The organism is Pseudomonas sp. NMI760_13 (genome assembly GCF_021283245.1).
In the GTDB taxonomy this organism is placed as follows: Bacteria; Pseudomonadota; Gammaproteobacteria; order Pseudomonadales; family Pseudomonadaceae; genus Aquipseudomonas; species Aquipseudomonas peradeniyensis.
Genome location: NZ_JAJSRC010000007.1, coordinates 66,402 through 82,382, shown reverse-complemented (window position 1 = coordinate 82,382; position 15,981 = coordinate 66,402). Strand labels below are relative to the sequence as shown.

Genomic DNA, 15,981 nt, shown 5'->3' with positions numbered 1-15,981 from the left:
AGATGTAGGAGCGGGCTTGTCCCGCGATGCGCCGCGCGGGCGGCGCTCGATCTGACAGGCGCTGCAACTTTAACGTCGAACACCCTGAAAGACCCTCATCTCAAGGCGATCCACCCTCGGCACCCCTTGATTACAAAATTGTAATCTTCCCGCCACCCCCCCGATAACCACCGCTGCCTAAAGTCCCTCGCCAAAGCATTCCGCCGCTTGTCGACGAGGACTTCCGCCGTGCCCATCCCCCGCAAGATAGCCTTGCTCTGCCTGTTGCTGGCCGGCCCTGCCGGTGCCCAGGGCCTGAGCCTGGAGCAGGCGCTCGACGCCGCCTTTGCCCAGAACCCGGACTTCGCCGCCATCGGCCGCGAGATCGGCATCGCCGAGGGCGAGCGCCGCCAGGCCGGGCTGATTCCCAACCCCGAGCTGTCCTGGGAAGTCGAGGACACCCGCCGCGACACCAGCACCACCACCGTGACTCTCAGCCAGGCCCTGGAGCTGGGCGGCAAGCGCGGCGCGCGGATCGAAGTCGCCGAGGCCGGCCAGGCGATCGCCCGGTTGGAGCTCGAGCGCCAGCGCAACAGCCTGCGCGCCGATGTGATCCAGGCCTTCCATGCCGCCTTGCGGGCACAGACCGCGCTGGAGCTGGCGCAACAGTCGCAGGCGCTGACCGAACGCGGCCTGCGGGTGGTGGAAGGGCGGGTGCGGGCCGGGCAGTCCTCGCCGGTGGAGGCCACCCGCGCCCAGGTCCAGCTGGCCCAGGCCGAGGCGGCGGTGCGTCGGGCGCGCACCGAACGTGGCGTGGCCAACCAGGCCCTGGCGCGCCTGACCGGCAGTGCCGAGGCCCGCTTCGACCGGCTCGACGCGAGCAACCTCTCGCCTGGCCCGGCGCCGCAGACCGAGCGCCTGCTGGCCAAGGTCGAGCAGACTGCCGAGTGGCGCCTGGCCGCGGCGCAGATCGAGCGTGGCGATGCCAGCCTCGGCTCCGAGAAGGCCCAGCGCATCCCCAACCTGACCGTCAGCCTCGGCAGCCAGTACAGCCGCGAGGACCGTGAGCGGGTCAACGTGGTCGGGCTGTCGATGCCGCTGCCGCTGTTCGACCGCAACCAGGGCAACGTGCTGGCCGCCGCCCGCCGCGCCGACCAGGCCCGCGACCTGCGCAACGCCGTGGATCTGCGCCTGCGCAGCGAAACCCGCAGCGCCCTGGAGCAGTGGGGCACGGCCATGGGCGAGGTCCAGGCCTACGACCGCACCATCCTGCCCGCCGCCCAGCAGGCGGTGGACACCGCCACCCGCGGCTTCGAGATGGGCAAGTTCGCTTTCCTCGATGTGCTTGATGCCCAGCGCACGCTGATCGAGGCGCGCGGGCTGTACCTCGAGGCGCTGGCCCAGGCGACCGATGCCCGGGCGCAGGTGGAGCGGATCTACGGCGAGCTTTGAGCCTCGTCCCATCGCGGGGCAAGCCCGCTCCCACGGGAATGCGTGGGAGCGGGCTTGCCCCGCGATGGGCCCTGAACTGCAACGACTTTTCCAGCAGGAGCAACAATGACCAACCCACGCAAGCTCGCCATCCTCGCCGCTGCCCTGGCCGTTCTCGGCCTCGGTGGCGCGGCCTGGACCGGTACCCTTGGCAAGGCCGGCAGCGGCCAGGCCCAGCACGACGACCATGGCGAGGAAGGCCATGGCCATGAAGAAGGAAAGGCAGAGGAGCATGCCGACGAAGAGGGCCAGCTGCACCTCTCCGCCGAGCAGATCCAGGCCGCCGGCGTGCAACTGGCCACTGCCGGCCCACAAAGCCTGGGTACCGCCATCAGCTTCCCCGGCGAGATCCGCTTCGACGAGGACCGCACCGCCCACGTGGTGCCCCGCGTCCCCGGCGTGGTCGAGTCGGTGCAGGCCGAGCTGGGCCAGGCGGTCAAGCGCGGCCAGGTGCTGGCGGTGATCGCCAGCCAGCAGATCTCCGAACTGCGCAGCGAGCAGCAGGCCGCCCAGCGCCGCCTGGAGCTGGCGCGCCTGACCTTCGAGCGCGAGAAGCAGCTGTGGCAGGAGCGCATCAGCGCCGAGCAGGACTACCTGCAGGCCCGCCAGGCGCTGCAGGAGGCCGAGATCGCCGCCGCCAACGCCGGGCAGAAGGTCGCCGCCGTGGCGCCGGCCGGCAAGGGCAATCGTTACGAGTTGCGCGCACCGTTCGACGCGGTGGTGGTGGAAAAGCACCTGACCGTGGGCGAGGTGGTGGACGAGACCAGCAATGCCTTCACGCTGTCTGACCTGAGTCGGGTCTGGGCCACCTTCGCCGTGGCCCCGCGCGACCTGGACAAGGTAGTCAGCGGCCGTGGCGTCAGCGTCAGCGCGCCGGACCTCGGTGCCCAGGTGGAAGGCAAGGTCAACTACGTCGGCAGCCTGCTCGGCGAGCAGAACCGCGCCGCCACCGTGCGCGCCACCCTGGCCAACCCCAATGGCGCCTGGCGTCCCGGGCTGTTCGTCAACATCGCGGTCACCGTCGAGCGTTTCGACGCCGCCGTGGTGGTGCCGGAAAGCGCCCTGCAGACCTGGGAAGAGCAGACCGTGGTGTTCGCCCGTACCGACGAGGGCTTCGAGGCCCGCCCGGTGAAGACCGGGCGTCGTGACGCCGGCCAGGTGGAAGTGCGCGAAGGGCTGGCCGCCGGCACCGTGGTCGCCGCCGCCGGCAGCTTCGTCCTCAAGTCCGAGCTGGGCAAAGGCTCGGCCGAACACAGCCACTGACCGGGGACGCCATTCATGTTCGAACGCCTTATCCAGTTCGCCATCGAGCAACGCCTGGTGGTGATGCTCGCCGTGGTGCTGATGGCCGCCGTGGGCATCCACAGCTACCAGAAACTGCCCATCGACGCCGTGCCCGACATCACCAACGTGCAGGTGCAGATCAACACCGCCGCGCCCGGCTATTCACCGCTGGAAACCGAGCAACGCATCACCTTCGCCATCGAGACCGCCATGGCCGGCCTGCCGGGCCTCAAGCAGACCCGTTCGCTGTCGCGCTCGGGGCTGTCGCAGGTGACGGTGATCTTCGATGACGGTACCGACATCTTCTTTGCCCGCCAGCTGGTCAACGAGCGCCTGCAGGTGGCTCGCGAGCAGTTGCCCGAGGGTATCGAGGCGGCCATGGGGCCGATCTCCACCGGCCTTGGCGAGATCTTCCTGTGGACGGTCGAGGCCAAGGAGGGCGCGCTAAAGGATGACGGCACGCCCTATACCGCCACCGACCTGCGGGTGATCCAGGACTGGATCATCAAGCCGCAGCTGCGCAACGTACCGGGCGTGGCCGAGGTGAACAGCATCGGCGGCCATGCCAAGCAGTACCTGATCGCTCCCGAACCCAAGCGCCTGGCGGCCTACAAGCTGACCCTCAACGACCTGGTCGCGGCGCTCGAGCGCAACAACGCCAACGTCGGTGCCGGCTACATCGAACGCAACGGCGAGCAGTTGCTGATCCGCGCCCCGGGCCAGGTGGCCTCGGCCGAGGACATCGCCAACATCGTCATCTCCAGCGTCGATGGCACGCCGATTCGCGTCAGTCATGTGGCCCAGGTCGGCCTGGGCCAGGAACTGCGCTCGGGCGCGGCCACCGAGAATGGCCGCGAGGTGGTGCTGGGCACGGTGTTCATGCTGATCGGCGAGAACAGCCGCACGGTGTCCCAGGCGGTGGCGGCCAAGCTCGAGGAGATCAACCGCAGCCTGCCCAAGGGTGTGGTGGCGATCACCGTCTATGACCGCACCAACCTGGTGGAAAAAGCCATCGCCACGGTGAAGAAGAACCTCATCGAAGGCGCGATCCTGGTCATCGCCGTATTGTTCCTGTTCCTGGGCAACATTCGCGCGGCACTGATCACCGCCATGGTCATCCCGCTGTCGATGCTGTTCACCTTCACCGGCATGTTCAGCAACAAGGTCAGCGCCAACCTGATGAGCCTGGGTGCGCTCGACTTCGGCATCATCGTCGACGGCGCGGTGGTGATCGTCGAGAACGCCATCCGCCGCCTGGCCCACGCCCAACAGCATCATGGCCGCATGCTGACCCGCTCCGAGCGCTTCCACGAAGTGTTCGCCGCCGCCCGCGAGGCACGCCGCCCGCTGATCTACGGGCAGTTGATCATCATGGTGGTGTACCTGCCGATCTTTGCCCTGACCGGGGTCGAGGGCAAGATGTTCCACCCCATGGCCTTCACCGTGGTGATGGCACTGCTGGGGGCGATGATCCTCTCGGTGACCTTCGTGCCGGCGGCCCTGGCGCTGTTCGTCACCGGCAAGGTGAAAGAAGAGGAGGGCGTGGTCATGCGCACCGCCCGCCGTCGCTATGCCCCGGTGCTGGACTGGGTGCTGGGCCGACGCAACCTGGCCTTCGCCGGCGCCGCCACCCTTGTGCTGTTGTCCGGCGTGCTGGCCAGCCGCATGGGCAGCGAGTTCATCCCCAGCCTCAGCGAGGGTGATTTCGCCCTGCAGGCCCTGCGCGTGCCGGGCACCAGCCTGTCGCAATCGGTGGACATGCAGCAGCGCCTGGAGAAGACCATCATCGCCCAGGTGCCGGAAGTCGAGCGGGTGTTCGCCCGTACCGGCACCGCCGAGATCGCCTCCGACCCGATGCCACCGAACATCTCCGATGCCTACGTGATGCTCAAGCCCCGTGAGCAATGGCAGGACCCGGGCAAGCCGCGCGATGAGCTGATCGCCGAGGTGCAGCGCGCCGCCGCCAGCGTGCCGGGCAGCAACTACGAGCTGTCGCAGCCGATCCAGCTGCGCTTCAACGAGCTGATCTCCGGGGTGCGCAGCGATGTCGCGGTGAAGGTGTTCGGCGACGACATGGAGGTGCTCAACCGCACCGCCGCGCAGATCGCCGCCAGCCTGCAGCAGGTGCCGGGCGCCTCCGAGGTGAAGGTCGAGCAGACCACCGGCCTACCGGTGCTGACCATCGATATCGACCGTGACAAGGCGGCCCGTTACGGCCTGAATGTGGGCGACGTGCAGGACGCCATCGCCATCGCCGTGGGCGGTCGCACTGCCGGCACCCTCTATGAAGGCGATCGCCGTTTCGACATGGTGGTGCGCCTGTCGGAGGCGCTGCGAACCGATGTCGACGGTTTGTCCAGCCTGCTGATCCCGGTACCGGCCAGCGCCGCCGCCGGTGCTTCGCAGATTGGTTTCATCCCGCTGTCGCAAGTGGCCACCCTGAACCTGCAACTGGGCCCCAACCAGGTCAGCCGCGAGGATGGCAAGCGCGTGGTGGTGGTCAGCGCCAACGTGCGCGGGCGTGACCTCGGTTCGTTCGTCGAACAGGCCTCGCAGACGCTGATCGACCAGGTGCAGATACCGCCGGGCTACTGGACCCGCTGGGGTGGCCAGTTCGAGCAGCTGCAGTCAGCGGCCGAGCGCCTGCGGGTGGTGGTGCCGGTTTCGCTGCTGCTGGTCATGGCCTTGCTGCTGATGATGTTCAACAACCTCAAGGATGGCCTGCTGGTGTTCACCGGCATCCCCTTCGCACTGACCGGTGGGGTGCTGGCGCTGTGGCTGCGGGATATCCCGCTGTCGATCTCGGCGGGGGTGGGCTTTATCGCGTTGTCGGGCGTGGCGGTGCTCAACGGCCTGGTGATGATTGCCTTCATTCGCAACCTGCGTGAGGAAGGCCGGGGCCTGCGCGCCGCGGTGGAGGAGGGCGCGCTGACCCGCCTGCGGCCGGTGCTGATGACCGCGCTGGTGGCGTCGCTGGGGTTCATTCCCATGGCCCTGGCCACGGGCACCGGCGCCGAGGTGCAGCGGCCGCTGGCGACGGTGGTGATCGGCGGAATCCTGTCGTCGACGGCGCTGACCTTGCTGGTGTTGCCGGCGTTGTATCAGTGGGCGCATCGGCGGGATGAGGACAACCTGGCAGAAGGTATGTAACGCTATCTCCTGTAGGAGCGGCCTTGTGCCGCGAAAGGGCCGCGCAGCGGCCCCAGATTTCAGCATTTATGTAACAATCGCCGGGGCCGCTTTGCGGCCCTTTCGCGGCACAAGGCCGCTCCTACAGGTATCTGCGCAGCCAGTGATCCAGACTCAACCTGCCAGCCCCCTTCAACAGCAACGGCAGCAACGCCACCAGGTAGATCAGCGGCAGTTTGAAGTTGCCGAAGCCCTGGTCGGTGATCGCATACCCCCGCCCCAGTTCCGCCAGGCTCGACCACTGGCTCGGCCAGTGCACCGCGGCTATCGCCACCACCGTCACCACCATCAGCACCGCCGAGGCCAGCCGGGTACCGAGCCCCAGCAGCAGGAGCAGCGGGCAGATCAATTCGGCCCACATCGACAGCTGCCAGTTGAGGTCCGCCGGCAGCAGGTCGAACGGGAACGGAAAACTGCCTTGCAGGTCGGCGAACCAGTTGGCGCCGTTGAACTTCTCCAGGCCCGATTCGAAGAACTCCCAGGCCAGGAACAGGCGTAGCGGCAGGTCGGCGCTCCAGTTGCCGGTGTGATCAAGGGCGTTGAACAGCTTCCATTCAGCAAACAGTGGCAGGGCTTTCATGGGCAGGCTTCCCGGTGTAGGCGGCAACGGCGGGGTGCCGTCGCGCTGTTGTGGCCGGGAGTGTGCAGGGCGGGGGTATCGGCAGTGTGTCGGGGGCGATGGGGTTATGTATCGCTGTGTAGCGAGGCTCAGCGATTGCTGGTCAGGCGCTGTTGCGCCGCCGCGCAGCCGTTGATGTCCACCGCCTTCTGCAGGAAGGCCTGGCGCTGGCGGGGGTCGAGCTCACCGAGCAGCCGGTAGATCTCGGCCTGGTAGTCGCGCTGGCGCCCCCACTGCATTTGCAGGCCCTGCGGGCGGGTGCGGCTGCACGCCAGGCGGGTGGCCGGCTGTGGGTAGTAGGCGGCGTACAGGGTGGCCATGCTGGGCACCGCCTCCAGGGCCTCGCGGTAGGCGGGGCTGGCATTGTAGGGCGAACACCAGTGGGCGATGGCCAGCGCGGGCGGGGCGAAGCCTTGCTTGAGGCTGGCCTCCAGCAACGGGCAGGCGGCTTCGGCGATCTGTCCTGCCGGCAGATAGGTGGTGTAGTACAGCGCCAGGCGGTACTGCGCCACCGGGTGGCCGAGGGCCACCGACCTCTTCAGCAGGGCCACCGCCGTTGGCAGCGTGTGAGCCATCGCCTGGCCTTGGCGGCTGAGCTCGGGGTCGCCGCCGGCGGTGCGCAGCGGGCTGGCGCCGTCGTCCTGGCTGTCAGCCTGCTCGAGCAGCGGCAACGCCTGGCGATAGAGCAGGTCGGCATGGGGGTCGATGTTCACGTCCAGGGCCTGGGCGCCTGTGGCGGCCAGCAGCAACGGCAACGACGCGACCAGACAGGCGCGGGGACGGGCCAGAAGCGAGGGGACGGCAGGAATGGTCATGGCGGTTACGCGGTTGCCTCGGGCAAATCAGGAGCGACGACGGCCTATTCTATCCATCCGCGTGCGTTCCCCGAAAGCCCGGCGTGCGGCCATCAGACCAGCTTGATCGGCGCGACCTTGCGCAGGGCCTGTCTTTCCTGGGCCAGCCCCAGCTTGGCGGTGATCACCTTGGCCAGCGTGTTGTTACCCAAATCATTGAAGTGCAGGCGGTCGACGAACAGGTGCTCGGCGAACACCGGCGAACTGCTGAGCATGCTGTTCATGTCGTAGCAGGGGACCGGGTCGGCCTGGCTCTTGATGCGACGGAAGAAGGCCATGTGCAACTGGCTGTCGAAGGTGTCGCCGAGCAAACGGTCGAAATTCGACGGCTGACGCTCAAGCTTGCCGAGCATGGCCTGTTCCGCCTTGGGCAATGCCTCGCGGCACCAGGGCAGCAGCGGCTGCAGGATGAAGGTGAGGGTGGTGTGGCCGTCTGCCAGCAGGCGGTCCCATTGGCGCAGGGTGCGGCCCACGGCATCGGCGGCGCGGATCAGGCGCTTGTCCGGACTCGATAGCGGTTCCACCTGCGGCCAGTGTGCTTCCCGGGCCGGCGCCAGGAGCTGGCCCAGGCGTTGCCAGAATGATTCGCGGCGCGCTTCGCCTGGCGTTTGCACGCCTTCGTTGAAGCGGTTGAGGAAATCCTGGTAGGCCTGCGCCCGGTGCGGGTCCTGCGCGCCGGACAACACCTCGGCGAGGGCCTCCTGGGCCAGCGTGTTCAGGCCGCTGAGCACCACCACGTGACCGATCTGGCCGAAACGGTGCTGGTGGGTGAGGAACATCAGCAATTCCTGGGTGGCGTTCAGGCCGCAACCGGCAAGGCTCAGCCAGATCTCGCCGGTCAGCACCGACAGGTACGAGGCCACGGTGTGCTCGTCGGAACTGGCACCGATGCCCATGGCGGTGGAGCCGCCCACCAGCAGGTTGACCCGCGCCGCGCCACCGCGCTCGGCCACCGAGAAGCGCTTGCCGGCGCAATGGCTGTAGCGCATGCCCAGGGCATCGGTGTTGATGGTGCCGGAGCGATAGCCGCGCTCGTGCACGTACAGCGTGTGCGGCGCGCGGCGGCTGCCCAACTGCAGGAAGCGCTGGTAGTCCTGCGCCAGGGGGTCGGGCGTGCCCATGCTGCCGGTGGCGGCGGGGTCGATCGGGGTCATGGGCGCTCCTTCTTTTGGGGGTTGGCTCAGGCGGCCAGCTCCTTGAGGTTGTAGGCCAGGCCGACGCCGGCGATCAGCAGCAGGGCGACCCCCGAGGCCAGGCTGATCACACGGTTGCTGCGCGGCGAGGCGATCTTGCCGATGGCGAAGATGTACAGGCTGAGCACGGCGAAATCGATGGCGATCCACAGCAGCGACAGCACCACCATGCTCTTGCCGAACGACTCGGTGATCTGGATGAACTGTGGGAAGAAGGCGATGAAGAAGATGATGTCCTTGGGGTTGGAGATGCCGACCATGAAGCCCTGCAACAGGCCGCCACGACCCGGCTGCGCGCTGGCCGATGGCTGCGGGGCACTGTCGACCGGTGCTTGCAGCGCCTCGCGCAGGGTGCCAAGGGCGATGTAGCCGATGAACAGGCAGCCCAGCAGGCTCATGCCGCTGAGCCAGGCCTTGTCGATGGCCGCGCTGGTCAGGATGATCCAGGCGGCCGCGCCGATCAGCACCAGTGACGCCCAGTTGGTGCCAACCGCGGTGAACAGGGCCTTGCGCGAGCCCGAGGCGGCGGCGGTGTTGACGATCAGGGCCACCACCGGGCCGGGCGTGGCGATCAGCAGCAGGACGGTGAGGGCGTAGGTGGCGGTCAGTGCGGTATTCACGATCAGTTCTCGGTGAGGGTTGCAGCGGTTGCATGGGCATGGAACGGGCAGCGCGCCGGGCTCGGCGAGCCGGGCTCCTGCAGTTGGTACTGCTTCCATTCGAAGTTGTCGTCCTGGCCAAAGAAGCCCAGGGTGTCGGGCATCACCCCGTCGTTGTAGTGGCGCACCCGTTCGCGGATGCGTGCGCGGATGCGCTGGCCGCTTTCGGTGCTGGCGCTGGCGACCTCGTCGAAGCTTTCCCGCGGGTTGATGACGAAGGCGATGTGCCGGCCCAGGTTGCGGCTTTTCATCAAGCGGTGGGCGGGGAAGCTCATGTTGATGAACAGCGGCATGCCGGCGAAGCAGAACGACCAGCGCGTGTCGTGCGGGTCCTGCGGGACCTCTTCGGGCCAGGGCTGCGGGTCGCGTGCATGGACCTGGTTCAGCACATCCCAGGCCAGTGTCTGTTGCGCCTGCAGCGTTGTGTCGGGCGCCGTCTCGAGGAACACCAGCAGCGGGTTGCCGATGCGCTGCTTGAGCGGAATCGGCTCGATGGTGCGGATGTAGTCACCCAGGCCCCGGGCAATATCGTCGGCCAGCCGTTCGGCACGGGCGAAGACGATGTGGCAGGTGCGCGCGTTGACCGCCTTGCGTCCGAACAGGCACGGGAAGTCGGGGTTGGCGAGGGTTTCCTTGAAGTGTTCTATGGTCTTGTGCGTCCAGTGGTGGCGGTTCTGGACATGTTCATCGGCGAGCTCCAGCGCATCCAGGCGGTAGCAGTTTCCATAACCCGTAAACATGATTTCCCCAGGCATATCCGTATGCAGTGTTTAGTAGGACTTCTCGTTCAATAGATCGTTTTCATTACAACTCGGCAGGTTTGCTATATTTAATTGTTATTTACCGGCATTTTCCGAGATGGTTCCCGCGTTGTAAAACGCCTGGATCTATGACCTACTATTAGCTTCACTCATGCTCTGGAAGGCGCCATGTCGGAACGGATTCAAGCCTTGCACGCCTTGCGCGCCTTCGAAGTGGCCTCGCGTTACGGCTCCTTTACCCGCGCGGCCCAGGAGCTGGCCCTGACCCAGGGTGCGGTCAGCCACCACATCAAGACCCTCGAAGCCCTGTTCGGCTGCGACCTGTTCGAACGCCGCGGCCCCAAGCTGCGCCTGACCGAGCACGGCCGGCTGCTGGCCCAGGAGCTCAAGGTCGGTTTCAAGATCATCGAAAACGCCTGCGCGCTGCTGCGCCAGGACCGCTATGGCGTGCGCCTCAAGGCACCTTCCACGCTTACCGTGCGCTGGCTGCTTCGGGCCCTGGACGGCTTCAAGCGGGTCGACAACAGCTGCTCGGTGCAGTTGTCGAGCGTGTGGATGGACATCGACGCGGTGGACTTCTATTCCGAACCCTATGACTGCGCCATCCTGCTCGGCAACGGGCGCTTTGCGGCAGACGTGGAGAGCCTGAAGCTGTTCGATGAATGGCTGATCCCGGTGTGCCACCCGAGCTACCTCGAGCAGGCCCGGCCGGAGCTGTCGGTGCTCTCCAGCTGTGAATTCCTCCACCCCTCGCCGGACCGGCGTGACTGGCGGCGCTGGCTGGCGCGCATGGACGCGCTGGACATCAGCATCGACCAGGGCCAGGTGTTCGATACCCTCGACCAAGGTATCTCGGCCGCCCAGCAGGGGCTGGGCATCTCGGTGGTCGACCTGGTGCTGGCCAGCGCCGACCTGGCCGCGGGCAACCTGGTCACGCCGTTCCCCCACGCGGTGGCCACTGGCGATGGCTACTACATGACCTGGCTCAAGGCCAGCCCCAAGGCCCACCAGATGCACAAGCTGCGCGACTACCTGGTGTCGCAGGTGCCGGGGTTGTCGCACAAGGACATCAGCTACCTGTACGGCTGAGGTCGGTGGCCGGCAGCACCCGTTCGAGCATGAAGTCGATGAACACCCGCAGCTTGGGCGGCATCTGCCGCCCAGATGGCCACAGCAGGTAGAAGCTGCCGCGCCGCTCCATGAAACTTTCGAGCACGCTCACCAGGCTGCCGGCCGCCAGTTCCTTGCGCACGCTGAAGTCCGGCAGGCAGGTGATGCCGCGGTGGTTGAGGGCAAAACAGATGCGCGTCTCGACATGGTTGCAGACCATCGAGATGGGGATCGTGTAGTCCTGCTCGGGGTGCTCCCGGCGCAGCGGCCAGGTTTCCAGCTTGCCGCTGCTGGGGAAGCGGTAGTGCAGGCAGCTGTGCCCGGCCAGTTCGCGGGGATGCTGCGGCGTGCCGCGCTCGCGCAGGTATTCGGGGGACGCCACCAGGCGATGCTGGAAGTGCCCGAGGAACTTGGCGTTGAGCCGCGAGTCCAGCGGCTGGCCACCGCGCATCACCACGTCGAAGCCCTCGCCGACGATATCCACCATGCGGTCGCTGAAGTCCAGGTCCAGTTCGATCTCGGGGTAGCGCGCCATGAACTCGGCCAGCGCCGGCATCACCAGCCCGGTCACCTGCGGCAGGCTGACCCGCAGGCGCCCGCGGGGCGCGCCGCTGGCCTGGGAGAGTTCCTGCTCGGTGGCTTCGATCTCGGCGAGGATTCTCCGGCTGCGTTCGAGGAACAGTGTGCCCTCGGCGGTCAGGGTGATGCTCCGCGTGCTGCGGTGGAACAGGCGCACGCCCAGGCGTTCCTCCAGCCGTGCCACGCGCTTGCCCACGGCGGACGCACTGATCCCCAGCGACTGGCCGGCGGCGACGAAACTGCGGGTTTCGGCGACCCGGTTGAAGACCATGAAACCGCTGAGGCTGTCCATGTTGCACTCCGATTGCGGACATCGATGTCCTGACTGATCGGAATTGTACCCGGCTTTTTCCGCAATACCCCAGCGGCGCACCATGCCTGCCTTGATCGAAAGCCGGAGACAACCATGCATTCACCTTCCCCGACGGCGAGCGTCGCCGCATCCCCCGCCAGCGCCGCACGCCTGCCCCTGAGCGGCCTGCTGGCCCTGGCCCTGACCGGCTTCATCGCCATCCTCAGCGAAACCTTGCCGGCCGGCCTGCTCGACCAGATCGCCGACGGCATGCAGATCAGCCAGGCCATGGCCGGGCAGTGGGTCACGGCCTATGCCCTGGGCTCGCTGCTCACCGCCATTCCACTGGTGACCCTGACCCAGGGCTGGTGGCGGCGCCGCGCGCTGTTGCTGGCCATCGCTGGCTTCATTCTGTTCAACGGCCTCACCGCACTGTCCTCTGACAACACCCTGACATTGTGCCTGCGCTTTCTCACGGGCGCCGCCGCCGGCCTGGCCTGGGGCCTGATCGCCGGCCATGCGCGGCGCATGGTGGAGCCGGCCCAGCAGGGCAAGGCCATGGCGGTGGCGATGCTCGGGCAACCCATCGCGCTGTCGCTGGGCCTGCCTATCGGCACCTGGCTCGGCGCCTGGTTGGGTTGGCGCGCAGCCTTCGTGGTGGTCACGGTCGCGGCGTTGCTGCTGACCGTCTGGGTGGTGCGGGCGGTGCCGGATTTCCCCGGCCAGGCCGCCGGCAAGCGCCCCGCGGCGCTGGCGGTGCTGCGCACGCCGGGCGTGGCGCGGGTGTTGCTGGTGATCCTGGCGTGGATCCTCGGCCACAACATCCTCTACACCTACATCGTGCCGCTGCTGGCGACGGCGGGCATGGCGGCCGAGGTGGGCCAGGTGCTGATGACCTTCGGCCTGGCCTCGCTGGCCGGCATCGTGCTGGTGGGCCTGGGTGTCGACCGTCATCTGCGCGGGCTGGTGTTGCTGTGCCTGGCCGGGTTCGCCCTGGCGACCCTGGCCTTGGGGCAGGCGCAGGGCGCTGCGTGGCTGGTGCATGTCAGCGTGGCGCTGTGGGGGATGACCTACGGCGGTGCGCCGACGCTGTTGCAGACCGCCTGCGCCGATGCGGCGGGCGAGGGCGGCGATGTGGCGCAGTCGATGCTGGTGACGGTGTGGAACAGCGCGATCGCCCTGGGCGGGATCATTGGCGGGCTGCTGCTGGTCGGTGCCGGGGTCGGGTCGTTTGGCGCGGTGGTGCTGGGGCTGGTGGCGCTGGCGTGGCTGCTGGTGTTGAGCGGGCGGCGGACCGGGTTCGTCGCGGGCGCACGTTAGCCCGGGGGAACGCAAGCGTGTAGGAGCGGCCTTGTGCCGCGAAAGGGCCGCGAAGCGGCCCCGGCGATCTTCCATCAACACTGAGATCCTGGGGCTGCTACGCAGCCCTTTCGCGGCACAAGGCCGCTCCTACAAGGGGCAGGGCATGGCTGGGCGTGGGAGCGGGCTTGCCCCGCGATAGGGCCAGGCCTGCAAACACCCCTTTATGCCAGGAGGAACGGTACAATCCGCCTATATGAGAAAAGCAGCGATCCGAGGTCCCCGCAGTGCCGTTGCAACAAGGCTTCGTCCTGACCCGCCACTGGCATGACACGCCCGAAGGCACCTGCGTGGAGTTCTGGCTGGCCACCGACCAGGGCCCACGGCGCCTGCGCCTGGCCGCGCAGCCCTCGGTGGCGTTCATTCCCGCGGCCCAGGCTGCCCACGCCCGGGCGCTGCTGGCCGACGAACAGGGCGTCGAACTCAAGCCGCTGCAACTGCGCGACTTCGATCTGCGCCCGGTGATGGGCCTGTACTGCCGCCAGCACCGCCAGCTGATCGCCTTGGAAAAGCGCCTGCGCGCCGCCGGTGTCGAGGTGTTCGAAGCCGACATCCGCCCCCCGGAGCGCTACCTGATGGAGCGCTTCATCACCGCCCCGGTGCGCTTCGATGGCCGCCCCGACAACCAGGGCGTCCTGCACGATGCCCAGCTCAAGCCCGACCCGGACTACCGCCCGCCGTTGCGCCTGGTGTCGCTGGACATCGAGACCAGCGAACGCGGCGAGCTCTACAGCATCGCCCTGGAAGGCTGCGGCCAGCGCCAGGTCTACATGCTTGGCCCGGCCAACGGCGAGGCGGGCGAGCTGGACTTCGACCTGCATTACTGCGCCGATCGCGCCGAGCTGATTGTCTGCCTCAACCAGTGGCTGGCCCGCCACGACCCCGATGCGATCATCGGCTGGAACCTGGTGCAGTTCGACCTGCGCCTGCTGCACGAGCACGCCCAACGCCTCAATGTGCCGCTGTGCCTGGGCCGCGACGGCGCGCCGATGCACCTGCGCGAGCACGGCAGCCGCAGCCACTTCTTCGCCGAGGCCCCCGGCCGATTGCTGATCGACGGCATCGAGGCCTTGCGCTCGGCGACCTGGAGCTTCCCCTCGTTCAGCCTGGAGAGCGTCGCGCAGCAGTTGCTGGGCGAGGGCAAGGCCATCGATACACCGTACCAGCGCATGGACGAGATCAACCGCCGCTTCGCCGAGGACAAGCCGGCCCTGGCCCGCTACAACCTCAAGGACTGCGAACTGGTGACGCGGATCTTCGCCCATACCCGCATGCTGGACTTCCTCCTCGAACGCGCCTCGGTCACCGGCCTGGCCGTGGACCGCAGCGGCGGGTCGGTGGCCGCGTTCTGCCACCTGTACATCCCGTACATGCACCGCCTGGGCTATGTCGCGCCGAACCTCGTCGGCGGCGAGGGCGAGGCCAGCCCGGGCGGTTTCGTCATGGACTCACGGCCCGGGCTGTACGACTCGGTGCTGGTGCTTGACTACAAGAGCCTGTACCCCTCGATCATCCGCACCTTCCTGATCGACCCGGTGGGCCTGGTCGAGGGCCTGCGCCAGCCGGATGACGCGCACTCGGTGGAGGGCTTTCGCGGTGGCCGTTTCTCGCGCAGCCAGCATTGCCTGCCGGCCATCGTCGAGCGTGTCTGGCAGGGGCGCGAGGCGGCCAAGCGCGCAGGCAACGCGGCGCTTTCGCAGGCACTGAAGATCATCATGAACGCCTTCTACGGCGTGCTCGGCTCCAGTGGCTGCCGCTTCTTCGACCCGCGCCTGGCCTCGTCGATCACCCTGCGCGGGCACCAGATCATGCGCCAGACCCGGGCGCTGATCGAGGCGCGGGGCTTTGATGTGATCTATGGCGACACCGACTCCACCTTCGTCTGGCTCAAGGACGCCCACGACGAGGACGCCGCAGCGCGCATTGGCCGCGAACTGGTGGCCGAGGTCAACCAGTGGTGGCAGCGGCACCTGGCCGACACCCTGGGCCTGGAAAGCGCCCTGGAGCTGCAGTACGAAATCCACTACCGGCGTTTTCTCATGCCGACCATCCGTGGTACCGACGAGGGCAGCAAGAAACGCTACGCCGGTCTGGTGCGCCGCGCCGATGGCAGCGAGGAGATGGTCTACAAGGGCCTGGAGTCGGTGCGCACCGACTGGTCGCCGCTGGCTCGCCAGTTTCAGCAGGAACTCTATGGCCGGGTGTTCCGGGGCCAGCCGTACCGGGACTACGTGCGCGGCTACGTCGAACGCACGCTGGCCGGTGAGCAGGATGAACTGCTGATCTACCGCAAGCGCTTGCGCAGGCCGTTGGCCGACTACCAGCGAAACGTCCCGCCGCATGTGCGCGCAGCAAGGTTGGCGGACGAGTACAACAGCCGTCTCGGGCGGCCCCTGCAGTACCAGCGCGGCGGCTGGATCAGCTACCTGATCACCACCGCCGGCCCGCAGCCGCTGGAGAACCTGCAGGCGCCGATCGACTACCAGCACTACCTCAGCCGCCAGCTGCAGCCGGTGGCGGATGCCATCCTGCCGTTCGTCAACGATGACTTCACCCGTCTGACTGATCGGCAACTGCTGCTGTTCTGAGCGGGTGGTAGCTATCTAATCATT

At 67.6% G+C, this 15,981-nt stretch carries 12 protein-coding genes; 6 read left to right on the top strand and 6 right to left on the bottom strand.

The annotated features are described in order from the left end of the window. Positions 1-228: 228 nt before the first annotated feature. From LU671_RS09740 to LU671_RS09730, 3 genes are all read left to right on the top strand, one after another. Positions 229-1,431, top strand: coding sequence for a TolC family protein (locus LU671_RS09740; protein ID WP_232855544.1), 1,203 nt, complete (start codon positions 229-231; stop codon positions 1,429-1,431). A gap of 105 nt (positions 1,432-1,536) precedes the next feature. After that, on the top strand, positions 1,537-2,733 hold the full coding sequence (locus LU671_RS09735; protein WP_232855543.1) for an efflux RND transporter periplasmic adaptor subunit: 1,197 nt from the start codon (positions 1,537-1,539) through the stop codon (positions 2,731-2,733). A 15-nt stretch (positions 2,734-2,748) separates the two neighbouring features. Beyond that, positions 2,749-5,904, top strand: coding sequence for an efflux RND transporter permease subunit (locus LU671_RS09730; RefSeq protein ID WP_232855542.1), 3,156 nt, complete (start codon positions 2,749-2,751; stop codon positions 5,902-5,904). A 121-nt stretch (positions 5,905-6,025) separates the two neighbouring features. Here the strand turns inward: LU671_RS09730 and LU671_RS09725 are convergent, their stop codons facing one another. The 5 genes from LU671_RS09725 to LU671_RS09705 all read right to left on the bottom strand — a co-directional run bounded on the left by LU671_RS09725 (position 6,026) and on the right by LU671_RS09705 (position 10,008). Beyond that, positions 6,026-6,523: an HvfX family Cu-binding RiPP maturation protein gene (locus tag LU671_RS09725; RefSeq protein WP_203652368.1), complete on the bottom strand. Its 498-nt coding sequence runs from the start codon at positions 6,521-6,523 to the stop codon at positions 6,026-6,028. Positions 6,524-6,651: 128 nt separating this feature from the next. Continuing rightward, positions 6,652-7,377 (bottom strand): sel1 repeat family protein, encoded by a 726-nt coding sequence (locus tag LU671_RS09720; protein ID WP_203652369.1) that lies wholly within the window; start codon positions 7,375-7,377, stop codon positions 6,652-6,654. Positions 7,378-7,469: 92 nt separating this feature from the next. Beyond that, complete coding sequence (locus tag LU671_RS09715) at positions 7,470-8,570, bottom strand: hypothetical protein (protein ID WP_232855541.1); 1,101 nt, start codon at positions 8,568-8,570, stop codon at positions 7,470-7,472. A 26-nt stretch (positions 8,571-8,596) separates the two neighbouring features. Beyond that, the gene (locus tag LU671_RS09710) at positions 8,597-9,229 is read right to left on the bottom strand and encodes a LysE family translocator (protein WP_232855540.1); all 633 of its coding nucleotides are present in this window, start codon (positions 9,227-9,229) and stop codon (positions 8,597-8,599) included. A 2-nt stretch (positions 9,230-9,231) separates the two neighbouring features. Next, the gene (locus tag LU671_RS09705; RefSeq protein WP_203652370.1) at positions 9,232-10,008 is read right to left on the bottom strand and encodes a YqcI/YcgG family protein; all 777 of its coding nucleotides are present in this window, start codon (positions 10,006-10,008) and stop codon (positions 9,232-9,234) included. 189 nt (positions 10,009-10,197) lie between these two features. Here LU671_RS09705 and LU671_RS09700 point away from each other — a divergent pair, with 189 nt between their 5' ends. After that, positions 10,198-11,118: a LysR substrate-binding domain-containing protein gene (locus tag LU671_RS09700; protein ID WP_232855539.1), complete on the top strand. Its 921-nt coding sequence runs from the start codon at positions 10,198-10,200 to the stop codon at positions 11,116-11,118. Here LU671_RS09700 and LU671_RS09695 read toward each other — a convergent pair. Further along, entirely contained in the window at positions 11,099-12,010 is a 912-nt protein-coding gene (locus LU671_RS09695; protein ID WP_232855538.1) for a LysR family transcriptional regulator, read from the bottom strand. The two genes, LU671_RS09700 and LU671_RS09695, sit on opposite strands and share 20 nt — an antisense overlap. A 114-nt stretch (positions 12,011-12,124) precedes the next feature. Here LU671_RS09695 and LU671_RS09690 point away from each other — a divergent pair, with 114 nt between their 5' ends. Both LU671_RS09690 and LU671_RS09685 read left to right on the top strand, forming a co-directional pair. Next, complete coding sequence (locus tag LU671_RS09690; RefSeq protein WP_232855537.1) at positions 12,125-13,330, top strand: MFS transporter; 1,206 nt, start codon at positions 12,125-12,127, stop codon at positions 13,328-13,330. Positions 13,331-13,596: 266 nt separating this feature from the next. Then, positions 13,597-15,957 carry a DNA polymerase II gene (locus LU671_RS09685; protein ID WP_232855536.1) on the top strand — a complete coding sequence of 787 codons (2,361 nt, stop codon included), beginning with the start codon at positions 13,597-13,599 and terminating at the stop codon, positions 15,955-15,957. The last annotated feature ends 24 nt before the right edge of the window (positions 15,958-15,981 follow it).